Raw genomic sequence first — 23,020 nt, forward strand, 5'->3', positions numbered from 1 at the left:
GGGCTTGACGGCTGCGGGACCTGGTGCGGCGGTCATGGGACCAGGTAGATGACCGCGAACAGGCCGATCCACACCACGTCGACGAAGTGCCAGTAGTACGAGACGACGATCGCCGAGGTGGCCTGGGCCGGGGTGAACTTGCTCAGCTTGGTGCGGATGAGCAGGTACACGAAGGCGATGAGGCCGCCGATGACGTGCAGGCCGTGGAACCCGGTGGTGAGGAAGAAGACCGTCCCGAACGCCCCGGACGGGATGGTCACGCCCTCGTTGACCAGGTTGTAGTACTCGTAGGCCTGGCCGCCGACGAAGATCGCGCCCATCACCAGGGTCGCGAGGTACCAGCGGCGCAGGCCGAAGACGTCACCGCGCTCGGCGGCGAACACGCCGAGCTGGCAGGTGAACGACGAGGCCACCAGGATGATGGTGAACGGCAGCGCGTACGGGACGTCCAGGTGGATGGGCTCCCCACCCGCCTCCAGCGGCGGCGGCCAGTGGCCGGTGCTGTTCTGCGCCTTGACGGTGAAGAACATGGCGAACAGCCCGGCGAAGAACATGAGCTCGCTGGACAACCAGACAATGGTGCCGACGCTGACCATGTTCGGCCGGTTCAGCGAGTGCACACGCTGGCCAATGGAGGGCGCTGCTGCAGTCACGGGTCGCATTATGTCTTGCGAGTAGTGGGCTCGCCCGGTCGGGTCGCGAGTAGACCGCGTCACACCCGTGTGGCGGGGAGAGGGGCGGGGACGTGGGCTTTCTCGGCAGGCTCCGTACGGCGTTCACCAAGGGGGAACGCCCCGGGCTGACCGCGGACGCGCCGGGTCTGGTGGTGGTCGCCGAGTGCTTCGACGACGCCGAGGCCGCGTCGACCGCTCTCACCCGGTCCGGTGACTTCCGCGCGCCCGATCCGGCGGTGCTGCGCCACCACCTGTCGCTGCCGGTCGCCCGGGTGGCCGAGGCGGCCGCTGTGGTGGGCCAAGACGGCTACACGCTGCGGGAACTCGGCGCGGGCGAGGCGGGGTTCGTGCTGGTCGTGGCCGCGCGCGGGCAGGTCGTGTCGGCGTTGGAGTGCTCGCGGGAGCGGTCCAGGATGGTCAGCCTGGCCAGTCGGCTCGGCGGGGACGCGCGCGGGTGGGACGTCTTGCAACCGGGCTGACGTGAGACCGATAACATCGTGGGTGTCCGCCCACCCGATCACGACAGGACGCCGCGCATGAGCACAGCAGCACTGAAGGTCCTGGTCTTCAGCCACCGTCCCGAGGTGCGCGAGACGATCATCACAGCTGTCGGGCGCAGGCCTGCCGCGGACATCGGCCGGGTGGCCTACGTCGAGGTCGGCACCGTGTCCGAGGTGCTGATGGAGATGGACGCGGGCGGCATCGACCTGGCCATCCTCGACGGCGAGGCCCAGCCCACCGGTGGCATCGGCCTGTGCAGGCAGCTCAAGAACGAGATCACCGACTGCCCGCCGATCGTCATCGCGGTGCGGCGCAAGGACGACCGCTGGCTGGCGACCTGGTCGCAGGCCGACGCCGTCGTGGTGCACCCGCTCGACCCGCTGACCGCCGCCGAGACCGTCGCCGACGTGCTGCGGACCAAGCGGTTGCCGTTAGTGCGGGGCTGAGATGGCGGAGCTGACCTGGAAGTCCCTGCTCAACCAGCTCCTCGACGACCAGGACCTCACCTCGGGCGACACGTCCTGGGCGATGAACGAGATCATGTCCGGTTCGGCCACCCCCGCGCAGATCGCGGCGTTCGCGGTGGCCCTGCGCGCCAAGGGCGAGACGGCGGCCGAGATCGGCGGTCTGGCCGACGGCATGATGGCCAATGCCCGCCTGGTCCACCTGGACATCGACGCGGTGGACGTGGTCGGCACCGGCGGCGACCAGGCGCACACGGTCAACATCTCCACGATGACGTCCCTGGTGACGGCCGCCGCGGGCGCGCCCGTCGTCAAGCACGGCAACCGGGCCGCCTCCTCCAAGTGCGGAACCGCCGACGTCCTGGAAGAACTGGGCGTCGCGATCGAACTGTCGCCTTCGGCGGTCGCCACCTGCGTGCAGGAGGTCGGCATAGCCTTCTGCTTCGCGGCTGCCTTCCACCCGGCGCTGCGGCACGCTGGTCCGGTCCGCAGCCAGATCGGGATTCCCACGGCGTTCAACGTGCTGGGCCCCCTGACCAACCCCGCCCAGCCGCGCGCCGGGCTGGTGGGCTGCGCGAACCTGCGGCTGGCGCCGGTGATGGCGGAGGTCTTCGCCTCTCGCGGGGCCTCTGTGCTGGTGGTGCGCGGTGACGACAATCTCGATGAGATCACCACGACAACCACCACCTCGGTGTGGGTGGTGTCGGGCGGGTCGGTCGAGCGGGTGGCGTTCGACCCGTCGCGGTTGGGTGTGGCCGCGTCGGTGCCCGCGGACCTGCGGGGCGGGGACGCGCCGTTCAACGCGCAGGTGGTGCGGGACCTGCTGGCGGGCAAGCGCGGTCCGGTGCGGGACGCGGTGGTGCTGAACGCGGCCGGGGCTATCGCGGCGTTCCGGGGGCTGACGGGGGATCTGTACGCGGACTTCGAGGCGGGGCTGGGACAGGCGGCCGAGGCGATCGACAGCGGGGCGGCGGAGGCGCTGCTGGCGCGGTGGGTGACGCGCTCACAGGAGCTCGCCCGAGCCTGAGCGGCGGCACCGGGGGCTGCCCAGCGCGGTTGGTGCATCCTCGGGGTCATGATCGATGACTTCGCCAAGGAGTACCTGCACGGCGACCTACGGGAGTTCCGCGAGGTGCTGCTGCGCAAGCTCGACGGGCTGTCCGAGTACGACATCCGCCGTCCGCTGACCCCGACCGGGACCAACCTGCTCGGTCTGGTCAAGCACCTGTCGCTGTCGGAGGCCCGGTACTTCGGCGAGGTCTTCGACCGGCCGTTCCCCGAGCCCGTCCCGCGCTGGGACGACCTCGACCAGCGCGGCACCGACCTGTGGGCGACCGAGCACGAGACGCGCGAGGAGATCACCGGCCGCTACCGCCGCGCCTGGGAGCACGCCGACACGACCATCGCCGCCCTGGCCATCGACGCGCCCGGCCATGTCCCCTGGTGGCCGCGGCCGGACGTGATGCTGTTCAACGTCCTGGTCCACATGCTCACGGAGACCAGCAGGCACGCCGGGCACGCCGACATCTTGCGCGAGCAGCTGGACGGGGGGGTCGAGATGGACCCGGCGGCCATGGCTCAGCGAGGGCAGGACGCGGCCTTCTGGGCGGCGCGGCGGGCGGAGGTCGAGCGGGCGGCCAAGGCCGCCGGGGGCGCGGAACCGGTGGCCTAGGCGGGCTTGCGCGAGGCCAACAAGATCAAACCGGTCTGAGCAGCCCCCGACATACAGCCTACCGAGGGGCACTGACGGAACGGGAGAACTGGCGGGCCGCCCTGTGGATAACTCGGTCGCCGGGTGGGACGGGTATGGCGGGCGGAACAGGAACGGGAAAGGGCCCCGCACGGAGAGTGCGGGGCCCCAACCAACTGGGCGTCAGTCCGTCGAGTTTGGACGGGTGTGGTACTCGAACACCAGCCCACCGACCGCGAGCAAGATCAGGACGATCGCGATGACCAGGAGCCAGATCTGCCAGAAGGCCATGGCGAAGGCGGCCAGCGCCGCCGAGGCGGCCAGGGCGACCGGCCAGTAGCTGCCCGGGCTGAAGAAGCCCAGTTCACCGGCGCCGTCGCTGACCTCGGCGTCCGGGTTGTCCTCCGGGCGCTGGTCGAGGCGGCGGGCGATGAAGTGGAAGTAGGTGCCCACGATCAGGGACAGGCCGCCGGTGAGGATGAGGCCGACCGTGCCGACCGGCTCCTTGGCCCAGACGCCGTAGACGATGGCGGATAGGAAGAAGAAGGCGGTGGTGATGTCGAACAGCCTGGCTTCGACCTTCATGGTGTCCTCACAATTTCACCTGTTCGAGCACGTGGTCCGCTGTGGACCGCTCATTTCGTCGCGGTGCGGGCGGTGCGGTCGGTGTTGAACGGCTTGGTGGTCACCGCGACCGGGGAGCACAGCTCGCCGCAGTTCATCTCGGTGAGCGCCTCGGCGGCGGTGTAGCCCTTGCCGGTCTTGGGGTTCACCTTGGTGCGCAGGGCCAGGTACTGGTCGAACTGCTCCGGGGTGATCGCGCGGACCTCGAAGTTCATCACCGCGTGGTAGGTGCCGCACAGCTCGGCGCACCGACCGACGAACGAGCCGGTCTTGTCGATGCGGTTCTGGAAGGTCGCGTCCTGGTTGTTCTTGTCCGGGTACGGGAACACGTCCCGCTTGAACAGGAACTCGGGCACGAAGAAGGCGTGGATGACGTCCCGGGAGCGCAGGTTGTACTGGATCGTCCGGTTCGTCGGCAGCACCAGCAGCGGGATCTCGGCCGACGACCCGATGGTGCGGACCGTGGTGTCGCCCGGGCTGGCCGGGACGTCGAGGGCGCCCTTGGTGTTGCGGTAGTTCTTGTAGTCGAACTCCCAGTTCCACTGGAACGCGAGCACGTCCACGGTGACGTCCGGCTTGTCGGTCTCGGCCTGGACGTAGTTCTGGGTGGTGGCGGTGAAGTAGAACAGCACGACCACGATCACCACCGGGATGCCGGTGTAGATCCACTCCAGGAAGTGGTTGTACTGGAACTGCTTGGGCAGCGTCTCCCCGCGCTTGCGGTGGGCGACCACCGGCCACAGGATGAGCGCCCAGGTGATCACGCCGATGACCAGCGCGGCGACCACGGACCAGGTCCAGAACTCGCGCATCCGCTCGGCCTGCGGGGTGACGCCCTCGGGCCAGCCGAACCGCAGCACCTCGTCGGTGGAGCAGCCGGAGGCGCCCAGGACGACGAGCGCGACAAGACCGGCGACCTTGGTCAGCCGGGCGACCGGCGAACGGTTGCCTGCGGCCTTGGGTGTGCCCACTGCGCGACTCCTCCTCGAGCGGTAACTCCACGCACTTGCGCTGCCCCCGCGCGGCCCCGGGCCCACCGCTGGGCAGCGGCGATCGGCGCTCGTGGGAGCAATGCGGAGCCTAGCCCAGCGACCCGGGCCACACCCCCCGAGGGGTGATCGGATGTCGGTCACACCCGGCGGCACACCTGTGACCACGTCCCGGCGCAGGCAACCACGCCCGGCATACTGACGTCTTCCCCGCCGGACATCCACCTGGTTCACCCGGCTCGGCGCCGGAGCTCGACACGGAGAGGTGCGCGAGAAGCGTGTGCGGTCTGCTTGGCCTGGTCTGCCCTTCTGAGATGGACGCCGCTGCGGCGCGGTCGGCGGTGGGCGCGGCGATGCGCTGCCAGCGCCACCGCGGCCCGGACGAGAGCGGCACGTGGACCGGCGGTGAGGTCGTCTTCGGCTTCAACCGGCTGTCCATGATCGACCTGGAGCACTCCCACCAGCCGCTGCCGTGGGGGCCGCCGGAGACGCCGCAGCGGTACACGCTGCTGTTCAACGGCGAGATCTACAACTACCTGGAGCTGCGCGCGGAGCTGACCGAGCGGCACGGCGCCCGGTTCCTCACCGACGGCGACAGCGAGACGATCGTCGCGGCGTACCACTACTGGGGCGAGGCGGCGGTCACCCGGTTGCGCGGCATGTTCGCGTTCCTGATCTGGGACTCGCAGAAGCAGACCCTGTTCGGCGCGCGCGACCCGTTCGGCATCAAGCCGCTGTACTACGCCGCGGGCCCCGGTGGGGTGGCGTTCTCCAGCGAGAAGAAGTCGATCCTGGAGCTGGCGCCGCTGCTGGGCATCAAGCAGGAGCTGGACCGGCGGTCGCTGCAGCACTACCTGACGCTGCAGTACGTGCCGGAGCCCGCGTCGCTGCACACCGCGGTTCACCGGATCGAGTCGGGCACCTGCTTCACGCTGGTGCCGGGCGAGGAGCCGGTCACCAAGCGCTACTGGCAGCCGCGGTTCTCCCCCACCCCGGTGCGCGGCCCGGCCGACGCCGAGGCGCTCTACCAGCGGATCGCCGACGTCATGAGCGACTCGGTCCGGATGCACATGCGCGCCGACGTCACCGTGGGCTCGTTCCTCTCCGGCGGCATCGACTCGACCGCGATCGCCGCGCTGGCGCGCGAGCACAACCCGGACCTGGTGACCTTCACCACCGGCTTCGAGCGCCAGGGCTACTCCGAGGTCGACGTCGCCGCGGAGTCCGCGGCCGCGATCGGGGTCAAGCACGTGGTCCGCACGGTGTCGGCGCGCGAGATGATGGACGCGCTGCCGCTGATCGTCTGGTACCTCGACGACCCGGTGGCCGACCCGGCGCTGGTGCCGCTGTGGTTCATCGCCCGCGAGGCCCGCAAGCACGTGAAGGTCGTGCTGTCCGGCGAGGGCGCCGACGAGCTGTTCGGCGGGTACACGATCTACCGGGAGCCGCTCTCGCTGGCGCCGTTCGAGCGAGTGCCGGGTTCCCTGCGCAAGTTCATGGGCCGCGTCTCGGCGAAGATCCCCGAGGGCACCCGCGGCAAGGACCTCCTGCGCCGCGGCTCGCTGTCGCTGGAGGAGCGCTACTACGGCAACGCCCGCATCTTCCGCGACGACCAGCTGCGCGGAGTGCTCCGGACCTTCGACCCCGGCGTAGGCCACCGCGACGTCACCGCCCCGCACTACCGCGAATCGGTCTCGTGGGACCCGGTCACCCGCATGCAACACGTCGACCTGTTCACCTGGCTCCGCGGCGACATCCTCGTCAAGGCCGACAAGGTGACCATGGCGAACTCCCTGGAACTGCGGGTCCCGTTCCTGGACCCCGAGGTCTTCCGCGTGGCGGCGGAGGTGCCCCTCGAGGAGAAGATCACCAAGGAGACCACCAAGTTCGCCCTCCGCCAGGCGCTGCGCCGGATCGTGCCCGCGCACGTGCTGAACCGCCGCAAGCTGGGCTTCCCGGTCCCGATCCGGCTGTGGCTCAAGGACGAGATGTACGAGTGGGCCCGCGACATCGTGATGGCCTCGCAGACGGACGCGCTGATCGACAAGAACGCGGTCATGCGGCTGCTGGAGGAGCACAAGGCGGGCACGCTGGACCACAGTCGGCGGATCTGGGCTCTGCTGGTGTTCATGCTGTGGCACGGCATCTTCATCGAGCGCCGCATCACGCCGGTGGTGCCTGAGCCGCACTACCCGGTGAAGCTCTGAGTAGTGCAGGGAAGGGCCGCCCGCCTTGAGCGGGCGGCCCTTGTCGCGGTACGACCGGAGATCGGCTACGGGCCGGTTCTCGGATGGGTGATCTTCGACCAGTCGGCGACCAGGACGATCGTCTCGTCGGAGTCGGCGGTTCGATCGGTGCGCGACTCCAGCAGGGTGAACCCCGCGGCCACGTCGAGCAGCCGTAGGGCGAGGTCGTCGTTGTCGGATCGGGTGAGCGCCGAGAGCCCGAAGCAGACCAGCCGGGCCAGTCTGGCGTCGCCGGGGTCGATCACCGGGTTCTCCGCGTCCGCCAGGGGTAGCAGCGAGCCCAACAGGTCCATGGCGCGGTAGGGCCAGGCATCAGGGCGCGTGAACAACTTGGCCAGTCGAGCGAGGACCGCCCGCAGCAGCGCGGGGAGCGCCTCCGGCGGGGCGTCCCACTCGTCCCAGGCGGACAGCTCGGACCTGTCCGCCAGCGCCTCGATGAACTTGCGGACCGGGGCGGACGTCGGCTCACCGCTGATCTTGAGAACCGCGGCGGCGAACGGCCTGCCGATGTGCGCCTCCGCCAAGGAGCTCGCCGAGAGCAGGGGATCGGCCTCCGGCACCTCGGCGAAGATCTCCTCGGTGATCTCGGCCAGGTCCTGGTACCACTGCGACTGCCTGCGTTCTTCCGAGACCAGGGCGATGCGCTCCAACCGCCCGATCAGCGGAACCAGCACCTCGTCGTCCCCGGCGCTGCGCGCCATGCGCAGGGCGGCCCGGAGCGTCCCGCTCACCTCGGTCGGCGCGGCCCTGGGTGCCTTCTGGTCTTGCTCCGGGAAGTCGGACGGTGCGTGCGCCGTGCGGTACGCGTGCAGCACGAGGAGAAGGAACACCGTCGGCAGGTGCTGGAGGTCGTGGCGCAGGGCGTTGAACAGCGCGGCGCGGGTGACCAGGTGCGGCTTGCCGTGCCGGGCCCACACGCCGATCGCCTCGTCCTTGACCCACACGAGGCGGCTGTCGATGTCCGAGCCGGTGTGGTTGTCCAGTTCGGTTCGCCGCGGCAGTCGGTAGGCCTGGTCGCTGTCGAGCAGGTCGTTGAACCAGCGGCAGAACTGCTCGGCCCGCACCCCGGACATGCCGCCGCAGGCGCCGGTGGCCTCGCCCTCCCTGGCCCGGCCCTGTTCCAGCTCGAAGATGCGGTAGATATCGGCGGGGACGGGCCGCTCGGCGATCCGGACCCCGCGGCGGGGGTGCGCCCACGACATGGTGTACCGGTGCGCCAGGATCGTCGCGGTCGTGCGGCGCTGGTGGGCGGTCGCCTGGTCGAAGCGCTCGATCGTCAGCAGCGACGCCAACTCGTCGCGTACGTCGGGCTCCAACTCGAGCACGTCGCGCTGCTCCAGGCACTTCAACGCCAACGACAGCGCGTTGGCCGTACCGGAGGCCAGGCAGCCCCGGATGATGTCGTCGGCCGCGGCCATGGTGGTGTACAGGAGGATCGTCTCCTCCCAGTACGCGTCGTCGACCCGGTAGATGAGTTCGTCGCCCTTGGCGTTCTCGTTGATGTAGCGGGCGGCGAGGTACTCCTGGAACGTCTTGTGCGCGAAGGCGTACAAGCCTTCCTCGCGCTCGATCAGCAGGCCGTTTGACGACACGTCCGCGAGGATGTCCGCCGCGGTGAGCGGGGTGGACAGCTTGCGCAACGTGGGTGCGAACTCGTCGAGCACGTCAGCGCGCTTGAGTTCGCCGACCCCGGCCGTCATCATGCGGTACGCCAAGGCGCGCAGCATCTGCTCCTTCTTGTCCCCGCTCAACCCGATGGGCAGGTTCTTGGCTTCCTGCCTGCGCCACAACATGACCTGGCAGATCTCGCTGTAGAGGTTCGTGCGGCTGCCGGGCAACGCGCCGCGGTACTTGTGCACGTTGGCGATCATCGTGAGCAGCAGCGGGTTGGCGGTGAAGTCCGCGAGGCCCGGTGCGGAGTCGAGCCTGCCCAGCAGGTCGTTGGCGGCGGCCTTGGCGCGCTGCGGGACCTGGTCGTCGCCCGGTTTCGAGCTCATCCGCTCCATGGCGAGGTACCACCGGTTCACGAACCGCCGGACCTGCGCCTGGGTGAACCGCCGGGTCTGCAGCATCTGGGATCCGTGGATGGGCGCGTCCAGGATTCCCTCCCGCCGGGAGGTGATCACGAAGTCGTTGTCGGGGTACTGGCGCGCCTGACGTTCCACCCAGGCCGCTACCAGCCGCCGATTCCCCTGGCCCGCCACCTCGTCGAGCCCGTCGAGCAGTACCACGCAGCGTCCGTTGGCGAGCTGATCACCGAACCACCCGGTCGGCTCGCTCGCGGCCAGCCGCCCGATGGACTCGCGGACCAGCTCGGGTAACAGGATCGTCTTGTCCTCGGCGATCGCGTCGACGTGGTCGCGCAGGTACAGCAGGATCGGCACCGACCTTCGCCTGCCCTTCGGTTGCTGGCAGATGAACCGCGCCGTGTGCCGGAGCAGCGTTGTCTTGCCGCTGCCCGGAACCCCCACCACGGCGAGGACCGCAGGCATCTGCTCGTCCAGGAAGTGCGCCAAGTCGCGCCGCTCCATCGGATCCTTCAACCCGCCGGGCAGCATCCCCGCGTCCGCTTGGTGCGGCGCCATGGGAGCCATGCTGACGTCCACGTAGACGTCGTCCAGGTCGGGGTTGGCCTCACCGATGGTGGCCAGCCCCTTCTGGTCGATGTACCGCAAGGTGCTCGCCACGTAGTCTCGGTACTTGCGCGGGAACTGGCTCACCACCCGGTCCACCACCCGGTTGACGTTGTCCACCAACTGGGCCTTGCGCCGCTTCCACACCTCGACCAGGACTTGGGTCACCGCGGTCACCACGGCCCCGGTGATCAACGCGACCACTGCCTGCCACTGCGCGATGAGGGTGGCCAACACCGCTGCCACCCCAACCGCCAGCGCGATCGGGACCCGCACCCTGACTCCGTTCACCGTACGGCCAGTGCGTGCCAACGTACCGGCCGCCCGTCCCGGGTGACAGGCGGCCAGTGGCGTCACGAGGCGCGGAACGACGCCATGGTCTTGGTCCACGTGGTGATGTGCAGTTCGATCAGGCCGCTAGCAGGAGACTTCGAGTCCCGGACGGCAACCAAGCCGGGACGGAAGCCCACCTCCACGCAGTTTCCGCCGTTGGTGCTGCTGCGGGTGGACTTGCGGAACGGGACCGTGGCCCAGTCGGACATAGCTGTCATCTCCCTGTGGTTGCCACCGCGGCGTACTCCTCCGCCACGGTTGCCACCAAGTGTCGCGATTCGACCGGGCCGAGGGCTACCCCTCGCAATCTTCCAAACAGCTCCCCGTAGCGGCGAACCGTCTCCGGCGGCTTGTCGAGGTAGGCGGCGTCGGAGAACATCTCCAGGTAGACGATGTCATTGGCCATCTCGTGGCCGAACCGGAACAGCGTGAAGTCCGTGCACAGGTGGGCGTAAGACCGGGCGTCGAACGGGATGATCTGGAGCGTTACATTCGGCTGCACAGCGATCTCAGCCAGGTGACGCAGTTGGTCAGCCATCACCGCAGGCCCGCCGATCTGACGGCGCACCACTGATTCGCTGAGCACGAAGGCGAACCGAGCTGCGTTCTCCCTGTTCAGCAGGGTTCGCCGGTCGGCCCGCACACGCAGGGCGTCGTCCACGACATGGTCAGCCGCATCTTCGCCTTGTGCGTCGAACATGGCGCGGATGTAGTCGTCGGTCTGCAGGATGCCGGGGATGATCTCCGTGCCGACTTCCATGATCTCGCTGGCGTCGGTTTCCAGGTCCCGGAAGGCGCGGAACCAGCGCGGTCCCAGGTAAAGCGTCGTCTCGCCGGTGGGCCTGCCGCGCTTGGGTTTGGACAGGCGGGACAGTTCTCGGCACCAGAGGCGGTCCTTCTCCGATGCCTGGTAGCGCTCCAGCAGCACGTCCAGGTCGGTCTTGTCGATGCCGATCTTCCCCGACTCGACGCGGCTGATCTTGTTGCCCGCCTTGCCCAGGTGCTCGGCGGCTTCGTCCTGGGTCAGACCGGCGAGTTCGCGCAGCCGCAGCAGCTCCGCGCCGAGCAGCCGCCGCTGCATGCTGATCGACCGCGATGGGCTCGTCATGGCCGTAGATCCTTCCACAGCCGATCACGTTGAGTGACCCGCACCGGATCACTCGTTTAGGTGACTATACAAACTGGAGTTACACAATAAGCTCATCGGCACTGGGTAGCCAGTGACGCTGGCAAATCGTGAAGGTGCACGGTTGCGACCGTAACCGTTGCGGCGATGACAAGAACCAGCGGGGTCCAATATTAGCCCACGACGGAGGCAATTCATGACCACCATCACCACCGCCGCCCGCACCAGGCCCCCGGCCTGCGACGAGCCCGAGTTCGCCGCCCTGCTCGCGGGCGCGGTGGCCGACGAGGCCCCCCGCGTCTTCGCCATCGTCGAGGAGTTCGGCGACCGCCACGACGCCCGCATCGCCGCCTGGGGCATGGCCTTCCCCGAGCACGCCGAACTGGTCGGCATCTACCGCCCGCTGCGGATGACGTTGACCGCCCCCGAGTCCGCGCTCCCCCTCTTCACCCGCGCCAACACCCAGGCCCGTCTCATCTGGGCAGCCCCAGAGACCCCCGACGAGATCTGAGCCCCCGTGCCCGCTCCGCACAGACGTGTGGGGCCGCTCCCAAGAGGAAACGGCCCCACACGTCGGATAGAGAGAGCTAGACGGCGGTACCCGGTGTGACCCGCGGCTTGGGGACGCGCAGCTTGCGCAGCTGGGTCGCCCGCACGAAGGCGTACCACCCGATCCCGGCGCCGCCGACCGTCTCCTTCGGGAACTTCTCGCGGACCCGGCGCACGACGCGGCGCCCGTTGAGCACGGCCTCGACGACCATCGCGACCAGCATCACCAGGCAGACCAGGGTCGCGTACTGCTGGACCTTCAGCGAGGTCGACAGCAGCGACACGAACACCAGGATCGCCAGCGGCATGAACAGGCCCAGCAGGTTGCGCTTGCTGTCGACCAGGTCCCGCACGTACGCCTTGACCGGCCCGCGGTCGCGCGGCATCAGGTACCGGTCGTCGCCGTCGGCCATCCGGCGGCGCTGCTCGGCGCGCTGTTCGCGGCGCTGCGCGGAGAGGGCCTTGCGGTCCTCCTTGTTGCCGCGGGCACGCTTGAGCGCCTCACGTGTCGTCTTCGGCGGTGGCGCTACCGGGCCGCGCTTACGCCCCTCGGCCTCGCGGCGCTTGGGGGTCGGCTTGCCCTTACCGGGCGTGTGGCCCCTGGGCGCAGCGTCGCCGACTGTGACGGCGTCATCCCCCACCTCGGTGGCTTCGGACTTGTCGGCGGAATTGCGGCGCAGGAACCTCACGCCGACAAGCGTAGGACAAGCCCGTCTGTCGCTACGCTGCGCCCGTGCGAGTCGTCATCGCTCCCGACTGCTTCGGCGGGACGCTCACCTCAGCCCAGGCCGCCGACGCGATCGCGGCGGGGTGGCGGAGGGGCGCTCCGGCCCACCGCCTGGTGACCCGCCCGCTCGCCGATGGCGGGACGGGGTTCGTCGAGGTGCTGCTGGGCGCTCTTGAGGACGCCACACCGCATCTGACCTCGGTGACCGGGCCGTTGGGCGAGCCCGTCGACGCCAAGTGGCTGATCCACGACGGGGTCGCCTACCTGGAGTCGGCGGAGGCGGTCGGCCTGCACCTGGTGCCCGACGACCGGCGCGTCGAGTCGTGCGAGACGGCCACGACCAGGGGTGTCGGCGAGTTGGTGCTGGCCGCGCGGGACGCCGGGGTGTCGCGGGTGGTGATCGGGCTGGGCGGCTCGGCGACCACGGACGGCGGGCGGGGCGCGCTGGAGGTGCTCGACGGTCCGCTGCCGGAGCTGTTCGCGGCGGTCGACGTGGAGAACCCGCTGCTCGGCCCGCACGGCGCGGCGGCAACGTTCGGCCCGCAGAAGGGCGCGGACGAGGCGGCGGTGGACCGGCTGGAGGCGCGGCTGGCGGCCTGGGCGGACGAGGTCGCGATCCGGTACGGGGAAGACCTGCGGGACCGGCCCGGTGCGGGCGCGGCGGGCGGGCTGGGGTTCGCGTTGATGGCGCTGGGGGCGTCGGTGGTGTCCGGCGCGGAGGTGGTGCAGGCGGCGACCCGGCTCGACCACGTGCTGGACCGGGCCGACCTGGTCGTCACCGGCGAGGGCAGCTTCGACTGGCAGTCGCTGCGCGGGAAGCTGGTGACGGCGGTGGCGCGGTCGGCGGCGGAGCGGGGCGTGCCGTGCGTGGTGCTGGCCGGTCAGGTGTCGGTGGGCCGCAGGCAGGCCGGGTCGATCGGGGTCGCGGAGGCGCACGCGGTCACCGAACACGCGGGCTCGGTGGACGCCGCACTGTTTGACCCGGTGGGCACCCTGGCTGACCTGGCCGAACACGTGGCGAGGCAGTGGCGGTGACCGCATCCGTGCCGCTGGGGGTCCCGGGTGTGCCACCATGGACGCGGTAGGCACGGAACAAAGGCCGGGCGAGCGCTGTTGAGTCGGTTACGAGCCCGCGTAGGACTTTCCCAGGGAGAACGATGACCACCGCTCAGGAGACTGGCACCGAGGCGGCGACCCACGGTGTCGAACTGTCCGCCGCCGCCGCCGTCAAGGCCAAGGCCCTGCTCGAGCAGGAGGGCCGCGACGACATGCACCTGCGCATCGCCGTGCAGCCCGGTGGCTGTGCGGGTCTGCGCTACCAGCTGTTCTTCGACGAGCGCACCCTCGACGGGGACCTGTTCCGCGACTTCGACGGCCTGAAGGTCGCCGTGGACCGGATGAGTGCCCCGTACGTGCAGGGTGCGACCATCGACTTCGTCGACACGATCGAGAAGCAGGGTTTCACCATCGACAACCCGAACGCGGGCGGCAGCTGCGCCTGCGGCGACTCGTTCCACTAGTCGTTGCGCCGCGAAGGGCCCGTGACCTGGTCACGGGCCCTTCGCGCGTCTCAGGTCCGCCTGGTCGCCTCGCCTGTCCGGGCGGCGGTGCGCCCGCCAAGCCGGGAACGATGCCGGGCGAGGACGAGGGGCGGGCGGCGGGGGAAAGTTATACGTACTCGTCTAGGTCTGCTACCTGGGCGTGTGTCGCGTCGTCGACCTGCCAGGGGGCTGGGACGCGCGGGCCGGGCAGGGCCGGGCGGTGGTGGGTGAGCTCGGGCGGGATGCCCGCGCAGTCGGCGATGAGCTCGCCCATGCTCTCCGGCAGCTGGGCGGCCCGGTGATGTGGCGAGGATTCCGGTTCTGCGTCCACCAGGGTCCTCACCTGCTGTGATGCGCTCATCCTGGCCACGCTAGGCCCCGATGGCGGCAGTTCCCAGGGGTACCAGGCGGTAGTGTTCGAAGGTGATCGGATGCCACCCGGGTGGGTGGTAGAACCGCATGACCGCGCCGAGCCTGGTTCGACGTCGATCAGGCGTCGCCGGGCCGAGGAGACAGGGAGGGCTCCGTGCCCGTTGCCGTCACCGGAAGCATCGCCACAGATCACCTGATGCACTTCCCGGGGAAGTTCGCCGAGCAACTCGTCACCGAACAGCTGCACCGCATCTCGCTGAGCTTCCTCGTCGACGACCTCGTCGTGCGGCGCGGCGGCAACGGCGCCAACATCGCCTTCGCCCTCGGGGTCCTGGGCACCGCCCCGGTCCTGGTCGGCGCGGCGGGCGACGACTTCGCCGACTACCGCTCCTGGCTCGAACGCCACGGCGTCAACACCTCGGGCGTCCACGTCTCCGAGGTCGCCAACACCGCGCGGTTCGTCTGCACCACCGACGACGAGCAGTGCCAGATCGCGTCCTTCTACGCGGGCGCGATGTCGGAGGCCCGCCAGATCGAACTCGCCCCTATCGCCGCAGGAGTGGGCGGCCTCGACCTCGTCCTGATCAGCCCGAACGACCCCGCCGCCATGCTCCGCCATGCCGCGGAGAGCCGCGAGCGCGGCTACACCTTCGCCGTGGACCCGTCCCAGCAACTGGCCCGGATGGACGGCGACCAGATCCGCGAGTTCATCACGGGCGCGGACTACCTCTTCGGCAACGACTACGAGTGGGAACTGCTGCGCCGCAAGACGGGCTGGTCCGAGTCCGAGGTCATGTCCCGCGTCGGCCTGCGCATCACGACGCTGGGCGAGAAGGGCGTGGAGATCGTCACCCAGGACGGGACGTCTCTGCAGGTGGGCGCCGTGCCGGAACTCGCGAAGGTCGACCCGACCGGCGTGGGCGACGGCTTCCGCGCCGGCTTCCTGGCCGCGCTTACGCAGGGGCTGAGCCTTGAGCGGTCGGCCCAGCTGGGCTCGATGGTCGCCGTGCTGGTCCTGGAGGCGGACGGCCCCCAGGAGTGGAAGTTCTCCAAGGCGACGGCGGTGTCGCGCATCAGCGAGGCCTTCGGCCCGGAGGCAGGCACCGAAATCGGCGCCATCCTCCCCGGCTGATCTTTCAGTTTTGCGGGGCCGTCACCTACTTGGGTGGCGGCCCCGTTCGCGTCGGCAGGCCGCTTATGCCGTGAGTTGGTCTGGTTGTTCCGGCACGGTGGCGGCGATCAGGTCGGCCAGTGGCAGGTCCACCGCACCGGCGATGGCGGCGACGGTGAAGAAGGCGGGGGTGGGGACTCGGCCGCGTTCGATTTTGCGGAGGGTCTCGACGGAGATTCTGGCGGCGGCGGCGACGTCGACCATGCTGCGGGGGCCGCGGGCGGTGCGCAGGAGGGTGCCGAGGAGTTCGCCGCGGAGGCGTTCGTCGGGGCTGAGTGGGGGCCGGACCATGGGTGCCATGCTAGCGCGGGATAGCTATACCGGTATAGTTATCCGCATGATCGAGCTGAAGACCGCGGCCGAGCTGGACGCGATGCGGGTTGCGGGGCGGGTGGTCGCCACGGCGTTGACGCGGGTGCGGGCGGCCGCCGACGTGGGGGTCACGCTGCTGGAGCTGGACGAGGTGGCGCGGGAGGTGCTGGCCGAGCACAAGGCCGGGTCGTCGTTCCTGGACTACCTGCCCGCGTTCGCGCCGACCCCGTACCCGGCCGTCCTGTGCACCTCGGTGAACGACGCGATCGTGCACGGCATCCCGGACCGGACCCGCCTGCGCGACGGCGACCTGCTGAGCATCGACTTCGGCGCGCACGTCGGCGGCTGGCACGGCGACGCGGCGATGTCCTTCGTCGTCGGCACCCCCGACCCGGCGGACCTGCGCCTGATCGAGACCGCGGAACGGGCCCTCGCGGCGGCGATCGAGGTGGCCGTCCCCGGCAACCGCCTCGGTGACATCGGCAACGCCATCGGCACCACCGCGCGCGGCGCGGGCTACGGCATCCCCCCGGACTTCGGCGGCCACGGCATCGGCCGGTCCATGCACGAGTCCCCGTCGGTCCCCAACGAGGCCCGCCCCGGCCGCGGCCTGCGCCTGCGCGCGGGCATGGTCCTGGCCATCGAGCCCATGCTGCACGCGGGCACCGACCCCTTCACCACCGACGACGACGGCTGGACCCTGCGCACCACAGACGGCCGCCGAGCCGCCCACGTAGAACACACCGTCGCCATCACCGACGACGGCCCCCGGATCCTCACGACCCTCTAGCTGCAGCAACCCCCACCGCAGCAGCCGCCGCCCGCCGGGGGTGCGCCCGCGCCCGCGCGGCCCGACAGGCCTGCCATGGTCAGGAGCTTGACGGTGTCGGCGTGGCCGTCCGGGCAGGGGGCGGGGTCGTTGGCGGCGATCATGGGGCGGTTGACGTCGTAGGTGGCGCCGCATTCGCGGCAGCGGAACTCGTAGGTGGGCACGGGGTCATTATCCTCACCGGCTGTAGTCGCGGAAACCCTTCCCGGTTTTGCGACCCAGGCGGCCCGCGGTGACCAGGTGCTCCAGCAGCGGGGCTGGCGCGTAGCCGGACTCGTGGAACTCGTTGAAGAGGGTCCGCTCGATGGCCAGCGACACGTCGAGGCCGACCACGTCGAGCAGTTCGAACGGCCCCATCGGCAGCCCGCAGCCGACCTTCATCGCCGTGTCGATGTCGTCGGCGTCGGCGTAGTGCGCCTCCAGCATGCGCACCGCGTCGTTGAGGTACGGGAACAGCAGGGCGTTGACGATGAACCCGGCGCGGTCGCCACAGTGCACCGGGTGCTTGCCGACCCGCGCGCACACCGCCCCCGCGGTCGCCACGACGTCGGCCCCGGTGGAGATCGTCGAGACGACCTCGACCAGCTTCATCACCGGCGCCGGGTTGAAGAAGTGCAGCCCGATGACGTCCTGCGGCCGGGAGGTCGCCGCCGCGCACTCGATGACCGGCAGTGACGACGTCGTGGTCGCCAGCACGGCACCGGGCTTCGCGACCTCGTCCAGCGCGCCGAACACCGCCTGCTTGACCGACAACTCCTCCGCGACCGCCTCGATCACGAGGTCGCAGTCGGCCAACTCGGCGAACTCGACCGCAGGCGTGATCCGTCCCAGCGTCGCGTTTCGATCCTCTTCGGACAGTCGCCCCTTGGCCACCTGACGGTCGAGCGACTTGCCGACTTTCCCGATCGCCGCAGCCGCCTTCTCCGCCGACCGCGCACGCAGGATGACGTCAAACCCCTTGCTTGCGAACACTTCCACGATGCCGGTGGCCATGGTCCCGGTTCCGACGACGCCGACTCGCCGCACCTCGCGCACGCCTTTTGTGTCCTCAGAGGACGTTCTGGGTGTCTGCGCGTCAGCCACCACGGTAGGCGAGTCGGGGCCGTCGTAGGTGTAGAAGCCGCGGCCGCTCTTGCGCCCCAACAGGCCTGCGGTGATCATCTGCTTGAGGATCGGCGTCGGCGCGTGCAACCGATTGCGCGACTGGCCGTACATCGTCTCCAGGATCTCGTACGCGGTGTCGAGGCCGATGAGGTCCAGCAGCGCCAACGGGCCCATCGGGTAGCCGCAGCCGAACCGCATGGCCGCGTCGAGGTCTTCCCTTGTGGCGTAACGGGACTCGTACATGGCGACGGCGTGGTTGAGGTACCCGAACAGCAGCGCGTTCGCGATGAACCCGGCCCGGTCGCCGATCACCACCGGCTCCTTGCCCAACCGCCGCGCGAACTCGACCACGTCGGCGACCACATCCGGCTCGGTGACGACCGTGCGCACGACCTCGGTCAGTCGCAGAACCGGCGCCGGGTTGAAGAAGTGCAACCCGACAACCTTCCCCGGCCGTCCGGTGTGGACACTGATCTGCGTGACCGACAACGAAGACGTGTTCGACGCCAGCACCACCTCCGGCCGCACGATCCGGTCCACCTCGGCGAACAGGCGGGCCTTGAGGTCCAACGACTCCGGAATCGCCTCGATGACGAGGTCGACGTCGGCGAGATCGGTCAACGCGGTGCCGTAGCTGATCAACCCCAGCAGAGCATCACGCGCCCCGCCGTCGAGCTTGCCCTTGGCGACCGCCCGGGAGGTGGAGTGCTCGATGTGCCCGCGGCCCCGCTCAACCCCTGCGGCATCGACGTCGACGGCGATCACGCGCACGCCACTGCGCGCCAGTACCTCCGCGATCCCAGCCCCCATGGTGCCCAACCCGACAACGCCGACGATGGTGATTTCCCGCGCCACAGCGACCTCCCGCGTTGCTACCTGCCGGTAACATCTTGCGCTGATGATGCCACGAGGGGTGGAGGGTGGGGGGTGAGGTGCGCCACTGGACCGGTTCTGCTGGGGTGGGTTGTCCACAGGGGGCTGGTCGCTCCGCTCGGTTTGTCGGTGGCTCTCGGTAAGCTGTATATCGGGGGCTGCTGTGACGAGTTTGATCTTGAGCTGAGGGGTGTTCGGCTCTCGGTCTCGGCTTCGCCGTCGACGGACAGACCTCGCCTTCGGCATTGGCCTGGGCGCGAGTGTTGAGCTTTGCTCGATGGGGCGGACTCGTTTTGCGCGGGGCCCCTGCACCCTCCTGGGAAGAGCACAAAGGCGGGGCCTGAAAAGCGGCCCTCCCCCGCGCGGCGAGCTTACGGAGGGTGCCACCCCACACAAAACAAGTCCGCCCCATCGAGCAGTTGGCACCAGCGACTCCGAGGAGCGCGTGTGGGCCAACGACTCAGAGGGGCGCGGTGGGACAAACGACCTTGGTGGGCACGTGGAGGCCAACGTCGCACGGTCTCTATCGGGTTGGGGGCAGAGAGTCCGAGGAGCGCGGTTCGGCCAACGAACGTGGAGGCGGGTGAGGGCCGACGATCGTGAGCGCGGGATGGCCCTGTGTCAGCTCGTATGGACCAGGGTGGGCGCGGTTAGGCGAAACCGCGTTCGACCAGGGATTTTGTGCGCCGTAGTGCCTCGGCGGCGTCGGGGCCGGTGGCGGCGAGGGTTAGGTGGTCGCCGGTTTGGGCGTTGAGGGACATCAGGGCCAGGGGGCTCCGGGCATCGACCGAGCGGGCGTTGTGGGTGACGGTCACCGTGGCGTCGAGATCGGCGAGGGATCTGGCGATGAGCCCGGCGGGGCGGGCGTGGAGGTCTTCGATCAGGGTGAGCTCGACGCCGTCGGACCGCTCGACGTCTTCGAGGTTGAGTGCGCTGGCGGCGGCCGAGAGGACTTCGTCGAGGGTGGCGCCGCCTTGGGCCGCGACAGCCGAGGCGACCGCGCCCTCGACCAGCGGCGCGTCGACCACGGCGGCCTGCTCGGGATCGCCCAGCATCTCCACGGCCAGGTCAGCGACCATCTTCGCACTGCCGATGTCGTACAGCAGCACCACCCCATCCCCACCCTGCGCCGCCGCGATCCCGTTCGACACCAAGTCGATGTCAGTACCCAGCCCGCCGTCGAACCCGCCCGCTGCCACCAAAACGACATCCGGTGCCATCGCGGCCGCGACCTCGACCACCCCGGCCGCCAGTGCGGCACTGTGCGACACGATCACGATGCCAACAGTCACAACCCAACCCCCGTCTCGCGGTCACAACCCCATCGCCGAGTTGGCGAAGGAGCGCAGCAGCAGTGCCACCGAGCGCGCACCAGGATCCAGGTGGCCGATCGCGCGTTCGCCCAAGTAAGACGCGCGGCCTTTTCGGGCCACCAAAGGAATTGTCGATTCGGCTCCGGCGTCGGCCGCGATAGCGGCAGCGGTCAGCAAGGTGGGGATGTCGGCGCCTCGGGCCGAGGCGGCAGGGGCTAGGGCGTCGACCATCGTCTTGTCCCCCAACTCCGCCTTACCCCGAGCCACCACCCCGCCCAGTGCCGCCCCCAGTGCCGCGCTCACCAACTCCGGCGTCAACTCCTCAGCAGCACCAACAGCCCCAGCCGCCCGCAGGAACGACGTCCCGAACAACGGCCCCGCCGCCCCGCCCACCTTCGAGATCAGCACCGACGCCACCAGCTTCAGCACCGCCCCCGGTGTGTCCGGAGTGGACTCATCCAACGCCGACACCACGAACCCGAACCCCCGCCGCAGGTTCTCGCCATGATCAGCGTCCCCCATGGCCTGATCCAGCCGCACAAGCTCGTCCCGGTGCTCCCCAACCACCCCAGCAGCGGCCACCACAGCGGCGGCGACCGAGCGGGCGTCGCACCCCATCACATGCCCCAGCGCAACGCCGCCGTGTGCACTGGCGCGTCCCACAAGTCGGTCAGCGCGGGGTCCAGGCGCAGCAGCGTCAGGCTGATGCCCTGCATGTCCAGGCTCGTCACATACGGCCCGACCAGTCGTCGGATCACAGTGATCCCGCGTGCTGCCAACAACTCCTCGGCGATCCCGTGCGCCAGGTACAGCTCCAGCAACGGTGTGCCGCCCATGGAGTTCGTGAACAGCAGCACCTCGTCCCCCGCAACGAAGGGCAGATCGTCCAGGATCGGCTCCAGCAGCGCGGCCACCAGGGCGGACGCGTCGGTCAGCGGCTCGCGGCGGCGGCCGGGCTCGCCGTGGATGCCGATGCCGACCTCCACCTCGTCCTCGGGCAGCACGAAGCTGGGCGACCCCACGTGCGGCACGGTCGGCGCCGTCAACGCCAGGCCCATCGACCGCGCGCCCGCCACCACCGCCTCGGCAAGGCGGGCGCAGGTGTCCAGGTCGGCACCGGCAGCGGCGGCCGCCCCGGCGATCTTCTCCACCAGGACCGTCGCCCCCACGCCCCGGCGCCCGGCCGTGAACGACGAGTCCTGGACCGCGACGTCGTCGTCGATGAGGACCGTGCGGGTGTTGTCGAGGAACTCGGCGGCGGTCTCGAAGTTGAGGACGTCGCCGGTGTAGTTCTTGACCAGCAGCAGCACGCCCGCACCCCCGTCGACCTGGGCGGCAGCGGCCTGGACCTGGTCCGGGGTCGGCGAGGTGAACACCGCGCCGGGGCAGGCCGCGTCGAGCATGCCGGGGCCGACGAAGCCGGTGTGCAGGGGCTCGTGGCCGGACCCGCCGCCGGAGATGACGGCGACCTTGCCCGCCACCGGCGACCCGGCCCAGGCCACCACGGCCGGGTCCCGGGTCACCCGCAGCAGTGCGGGGTGTGCGGCGGCCAGCCCGCGCAGGGCGTCGGTCACCACGTCGGCCGGGTTGTTGATGATCTTCTTCATCACTCGCCTCCCCGGACCGTTCCTACTCCGCCCGCTACCGCTTGGGCAACCTCGGGATCAGCGACTTGGCCACGGTCTGCACCTTCGCGCACGGGTCCTCGCCCGCCACCTTGTCCGAGTAGCGGCTGTAGTCCAGGGCCACGACCTCGGCGCGCTCGTCGTCACCGGGGAACGCGGCGTGCGCCCACTCGACCCGGCAGCGGGCGCCGTCCTTGTCGGGCTTCTGCTGGGCGGTGACGCCGTCGCCCAGGTTGATCGGGGTGGTGCCTGCGGAGTCGGCGATGGTGTCCGGGCGGACACCGATGCGGAAGGTGAGCATGAACGACACACCGTCGCCGTTCCAGGAGCACGCGTGCGCCCCGCTCGGCCGTTTGCGGGAGTTCGCGCCGACCGCGGTCGCGATGACGGTCTCCGAGATCAGCGTGCACGGCTCCAGCTCGACCAGGGTGTTCTTCGCCAGTTCCAGCTGCGGTGGGCTCTTGCGGATCTTGGCGAGCGCGGAGTGCAGCACGGCCTTGCCCGGGACGCACAGGTTGCCCTTGTCCCGGCGGCCGACCTGCACCGTGATGCCGCGGTTGGGGTTGGTCTCGGTGATCGCGGTGGCGAAGCACGCGGACTTGTCCTCCAATTCGGACTGGACGTAGGGCAGGCCGTCGATCTCGGAACCCGCGTCGGGTTGGCCGATGGTGAGGTCGCCGACGCTCAGCGTGAAGTTGAGCTCCTTGCCCTCGGAGTCCTTCATGTAGTTGGAGCACTGCGAGAAGTCCCGCAGCCTGCTCTCCGCCGGTTGGCCCAGCGGCTTGAGCGTGTCCTCGTCGAGCAGGCCGCACGGGTCGACCCGGCGCAGCACCTCGGGGTCGACGGTGCCGGTCGGGCCGGGCGCCGAGGTGGTCGGCTCGAAGCCGGACCCGGCGGGCACCGTGCGCCGCGGTGACGTGGACTTGGACAGGTCGACCGACGCGCCGCACCCGGCGACGAGCGCCAGCGCCGCACCGGCCGCGATCAGTGATAAGGAACCCCGCACGGGCCAACGGTAACCACCCGGGGCCCGGCCCGTGCGGGGAACCGGTCAGGCGTCCCGTTCGGACTGCTCCGGCTGCTCGCCCTCGGGCACGGTGAGCGGTCGCAGGCGCACCCAGAGTGCGAACAGCAGCGCCACCGCCAGCATCCCGAGGCCCATCCACAGGTTCACGTTCACCCCAGCGGCCTTGTCCAGGTCCGCCTGGGTGGTGAACGCGACACCCAGCACGGTCAGCACGAACCCGTACACCGCGAACAGCAGCGCCAGCACCCCGCGCAGGTCGAACAGGCCTGCGGCCCGCTTCTCAGCCATGTCCCGCTC

General features: G+C 70.0%; 26 protein-coding genes. 10 read left to right on the forward strand and 16 right to left on the reverse strand.

Annotation, left to right across the window (positions count from 1 at the left end; translation table 11 throughout):
* Positions 1–32 precede the first annotated feature (32 nt).
* Positions 33–662: an aa3-type cytochrome oxidase subunit III gene (gene ctaE / locus BMY07_RS06445; RefSeq protein WP_092775553.1), complete on the reverse strand. Its 630-nt coding sequence runs from the start codon at positions 660–662 to the stop codon at positions 33–35.
* 83 nt (positions 663–745) lie between these two features.
* Between ctaE and BMY07_RS06450 the strand changes: the two genes are divergently transcribed.
* From BMY07_RS06450 to BMY07_RS06465, 4 genes are read left to right on the forward strand one after another with little or no spacing between them, the layout of a single operon-like run.
* Positions 746–1,153: a hypothetical protein gene (locus tag BMY07_RS06450; RefSeq protein WP_092775554.1), complete on the forward strand. Its 408-nt coding sequence runs from the start codon at positions 746–748 to the stop codon at positions 1,151–1,153.
* A gap of 57 nt (positions 1,154–1,210) precedes the next feature.
* Complete coding sequence (locus BMY07_RS06455; RefSeq protein WP_092775555.1) at positions 1,211–1,621, forward strand: hypothetical protein; 411 nt, start codon at positions 1,211–1,213, stop codon at positions 1,619–1,621.
* 1 nt (position 1,622) lies between these two features.
* Positions 1,623–2,666: an anthranilate phosphoribosyltransferase gene (gene trpD, locus BMY07_RS06460; RefSeq protein WP_092775556.1), complete on the forward strand. Its 1,044-nt coding sequence runs from the start codon at positions 1,623–1,625 to the stop codon at positions 2,664–2,666.
* 48 nt (positions 2,667–2,714) lie between these two features.
* A complete protein-coding gene (locus tag BMY07_RS06465) occupies positions 2,715–3,311 on the forward strand; it encodes a DinB family protein (protein ID WP_092775557.1) in 597 nt (198 codons plus the stop codon).
* A 201-nt stretch (positions 3,312–3,512) separates the two neighbouring features.
* Here BMY07_RS06465 and BMY07_RS06470 read toward each other — a convergent pair whose 3' ends face one another.
* On the reverse strand, positions 3,513–3,914 hold the full coding sequence (locus BMY07_RS06470; protein ID WP_092775558.1) for a cytochrome c oxidase subunit 4: 402 nt from the start codon (positions 3,912–3,914) through the stop codon (positions 3,513–3,515).
* 50 nt (positions 3,915–3,964) lie between these two features.
* Entirely contained in the window at positions 3,965–4,924 is a 960-nt protein-coding gene (ctaC, locus tag BMY07_RS06475) for an aa3-type cytochrome oxidase subunit II (RefSeq protein WP_092775559.1), read from the reverse strand.
* A gap of 296 nt (positions 4,925–5,220) precedes the next feature.
* Between ctaC and asnB the strand changes: the two genes are divergently transcribed.
* On the forward strand, positions 5,221–7,149 hold the full coding sequence (gene asnB, locus BMY07_RS06480) for an asparagine synthase (glutamine-hydrolyzing) (protein ID WP_092775560.1): 1,929 nt from the start codon (positions 5,221–5,223) through the stop codon (positions 7,147–7,149).
* A gap of 65 nt (positions 7,150–7,214) precedes the next feature.
* Here asnB and BMY07_RS06485 read toward each other — a convergent pair whose 3' ends face one another.
* From BMY07_RS06485 to BMY07_RS06495, 3 genes are all read right to left on the reverse strand, one after another.
* On the reverse strand, positions 7,215–10,097 hold the full coding sequence (locus BMY07_RS06485; RefSeq protein ID WP_092775561.1) for an NACHT domain-containing protein: 2,883 nt from the start codon (positions 10,095–10,097) through the stop codon (positions 7,215–7,217).
* A gap of 77 nt (positions 10,098–10,174) precedes the next feature.
* The gene (locus BMY07_RS06490) at positions 10,175–10,363 is read right to left on the reverse strand and encodes a DUF397 domain-containing protein (RefSeq protein WP_092775562.1); all 189 of its coding nucleotides are present in this window, start codon (positions 10,361–10,363) and stop codon (positions 10,175–10,177) included.
* A gap of 5 nt (positions 10,364–10,368) precedes the next feature.
* Entirely contained in the window at positions 10,369–11,235 is an 867-nt protein-coding gene (locus BMY07_RS06495) for a helix-turn-helix domain-containing protein (protein WP_245782240.1), read from the reverse strand.
* Between the two features lie 241 nt (positions 11,236–11,476).
* Between BMY07_RS06495 and BMY07_RS06500 the strand changes: the two genes are divergently transcribed.
* Positions 11,477–11,791 carry a hypothetical protein gene (locus BMY07_RS06500; protein ID WP_092775564.1) on the forward strand — a complete coding sequence of 105 codons (315 nt, stop codon included), beginning with the start codon at positions 11,477–11,479 and terminating at the stop codon, positions 11,789–11,791.
* A gap of 76 nt (positions 11,792–11,867) precedes the next feature.
* On the opposite strand, the gene BMY07_RS06505 is transcribed toward BMY07_RS06500, so the two are convergent.
* Positions 11,868–12,518: a DUF3043 domain-containing protein gene (locus BMY07_RS06505; RefSeq protein WP_092775565.1), complete on the reverse strand. Its 651-nt coding sequence runs from the start codon at positions 12,516–12,518 to the stop codon at positions 11,868–11,870.
* Between the two features lie 44 nt (positions 12,519–12,562).
* Between BMY07_RS06505 and BMY07_RS06510 the strand changes: the two genes are divergently transcribed.
* Together BMY07_RS06510 and BMY07_RS06515 are read left to right on the forward strand one after the other, a co-directional pair.
* Positions 12,563–13,591, forward strand: coding sequence for a glycerate kinase family protein (locus BMY07_RS06510; protein WP_092775566.1), 1,029 nt, complete (start codon positions 12,563–12,565; stop codon positions 13,589–13,591).
* Positions 13,592–13,713: 122 nt separating this feature from the next.
* Positions 13,714–14,076 carry a HesB/IscA family protein gene (locus BMY07_RS06515; RefSeq protein ID WP_092775567.1) on the forward strand — a complete coding sequence of 121 codons (363 nt, stop codon included), beginning with the start codon at positions 13,714–13,716 and terminating at the stop codon, positions 14,074–14,076.
* A 148-nt stretch (positions 14,077–14,224) separates the two neighbouring features.
* Here the strand turns inward: BMY07_RS06515 and BMY07_RS06520 are convergent, their stop codons facing one another.
* Positions 14,225–14,458: a hypothetical protein gene (locus BMY07_RS06520; RefSeq protein ID WP_143073385.1), complete on the reverse strand. Its 234-nt coding sequence runs from the start codon at positions 14,456–14,458 to the stop codon at positions 14,225–14,227.
* A gap of 207 nt (positions 14,459–14,665) precedes the next feature.
* Here BMY07_RS06520 and BMY07_RS06525 point away from each other — a divergent pair, with 207 nt between their 5' ends.
* A complete protein-coding gene (locus BMY07_RS06525) occupies positions 14,666–15,601 on the forward strand; it encodes a carbohydrate kinase family protein (protein ID WP_092776047.1) in 936 nt (311 codons plus the stop codon).
* Between the two features lie 63 nt (positions 15,602–15,664).
* Here BMY07_RS06525 and BMY07_RS06530 read toward each other — a convergent pair whose 3' ends face one another.
* Complete coding sequence (locus BMY07_RS06530; protein ID WP_092776050.1) at positions 15,665–15,931, reverse strand: helix-turn-helix domain-containing protein; 267 nt, start codon at positions 15,929–15,931, stop codon at positions 15,665–15,667.
* A 46-nt stretch (positions 15,932–15,977) separates the two neighbouring features.
* Here BMY07_RS06530 and map point away from each other — a divergent pair, with 46 nt between their 5' ends.
* Entirely contained in the window at positions 15,978–16,742 is a 765-nt protein-coding gene (map, locus tag BMY07_RS06535; RefSeq protein ID WP_092775569.1) for a type I methionyl aminopeptidase, read from the forward strand.
* On the opposite strand, the gene BMY07_RS06540 is transcribed toward map, so the two are convergent.
* From BMY07_RS06540 to BMY07_RS06570, 7 genes are all read right to left on the reverse strand, one after another.
* Positions 16,739–16,945, reverse strand: coding sequence for an FmdB family zinc ribbon protein (locus BMY07_RS06540; RefSeq protein WP_092775570.1), 207 nt, complete (start codon positions 16,943–16,945; stop codon positions 16,739–16,741). The genes map and BMY07_RS06540 overlap by 4 nt on opposite strands.
* 13 nt (positions 16,946–16,958) lie before the next feature.
* Positions 16,959–18,740, reverse strand: coding sequence for a 3-hydroxyacyl-CoA dehydrogenase family protein (locus BMY07_RS06545; RefSeq protein ID WP_092775571.1), 1,782 nt, complete (start codon positions 18,738–18,740; stop codon positions 16,959–16,961).
* Positions 18,741–19,408: 668 nt separating this feature from the next.
* On the reverse strand, positions 19,409–20,050 hold the full coding sequence (gene dhaM, locus BMY07_RS06550; RefSeq protein WP_092775572.1) for a dihydroxyacetone kinase phosphoryl donor subunit DhaM: 642 nt from the start codon (positions 20,048–20,050) through the stop codon (positions 19,409–19,411).
* A gap of 21 nt (positions 20,051–20,071) precedes the next feature.
* A complete protein-coding gene (gene dhaL / locus BMY07_RS06555) occupies positions 20,072–20,689 on the reverse strand; it encodes a dihydroxyacetone kinase subunit DhaL (RefSeq protein ID WP_092776053.1) in 618 nt (205 codons plus the stop codon).
* Positions 20,689–21,678, reverse strand: coding sequence for a dihydroxyacetone kinase subunit DhaK (gene dhaK / locus BMY07_RS06560; RefSeq protein ID WP_092775573.1), 990 nt, complete (start codon positions 21,676–21,678; stop codon positions 20,689–20,691). Before dhaK ends, dhaL begins: the two co-directional genes overlap by 1 nt.
* 34 nt (positions 21,679–21,712) lie before the next feature.
* The gene (locus tag BMY07_RS06565) at positions 21,713–22,702 is read right to left on the reverse strand and encodes a DUF3558 family protein (protein ID WP_092775574.1); all 990 of its coding nucleotides are present in this window, start codon (positions 22,700–22,702) and stop codon (positions 21,713–21,715) included.
* A 45-nt stretch (positions 22,703–22,747) separates the two neighbouring features.
* Positions 22,748–23,011 (reverse strand): hypothetical protein, encoded by a 264-nt coding sequence (locus BMY07_RS06570; protein ID WP_092775575.1) that lies wholly within the window; start codon positions 23,009–23,011, stop codon positions 22,748–22,750.
* Between the last annotated feature and the right edge of the window lie 9 nt (positions 23,012–23,020).

The organism is Actinokineospora terrae (assembly GCF_900111175.1).
Taxonomy (GTDB): Bacteria; Actinomycetota; Actinomycetes; order Mycobacteriales; family Pseudonocardiaceae; genus Actinokineospora; species Actinokineospora terrae.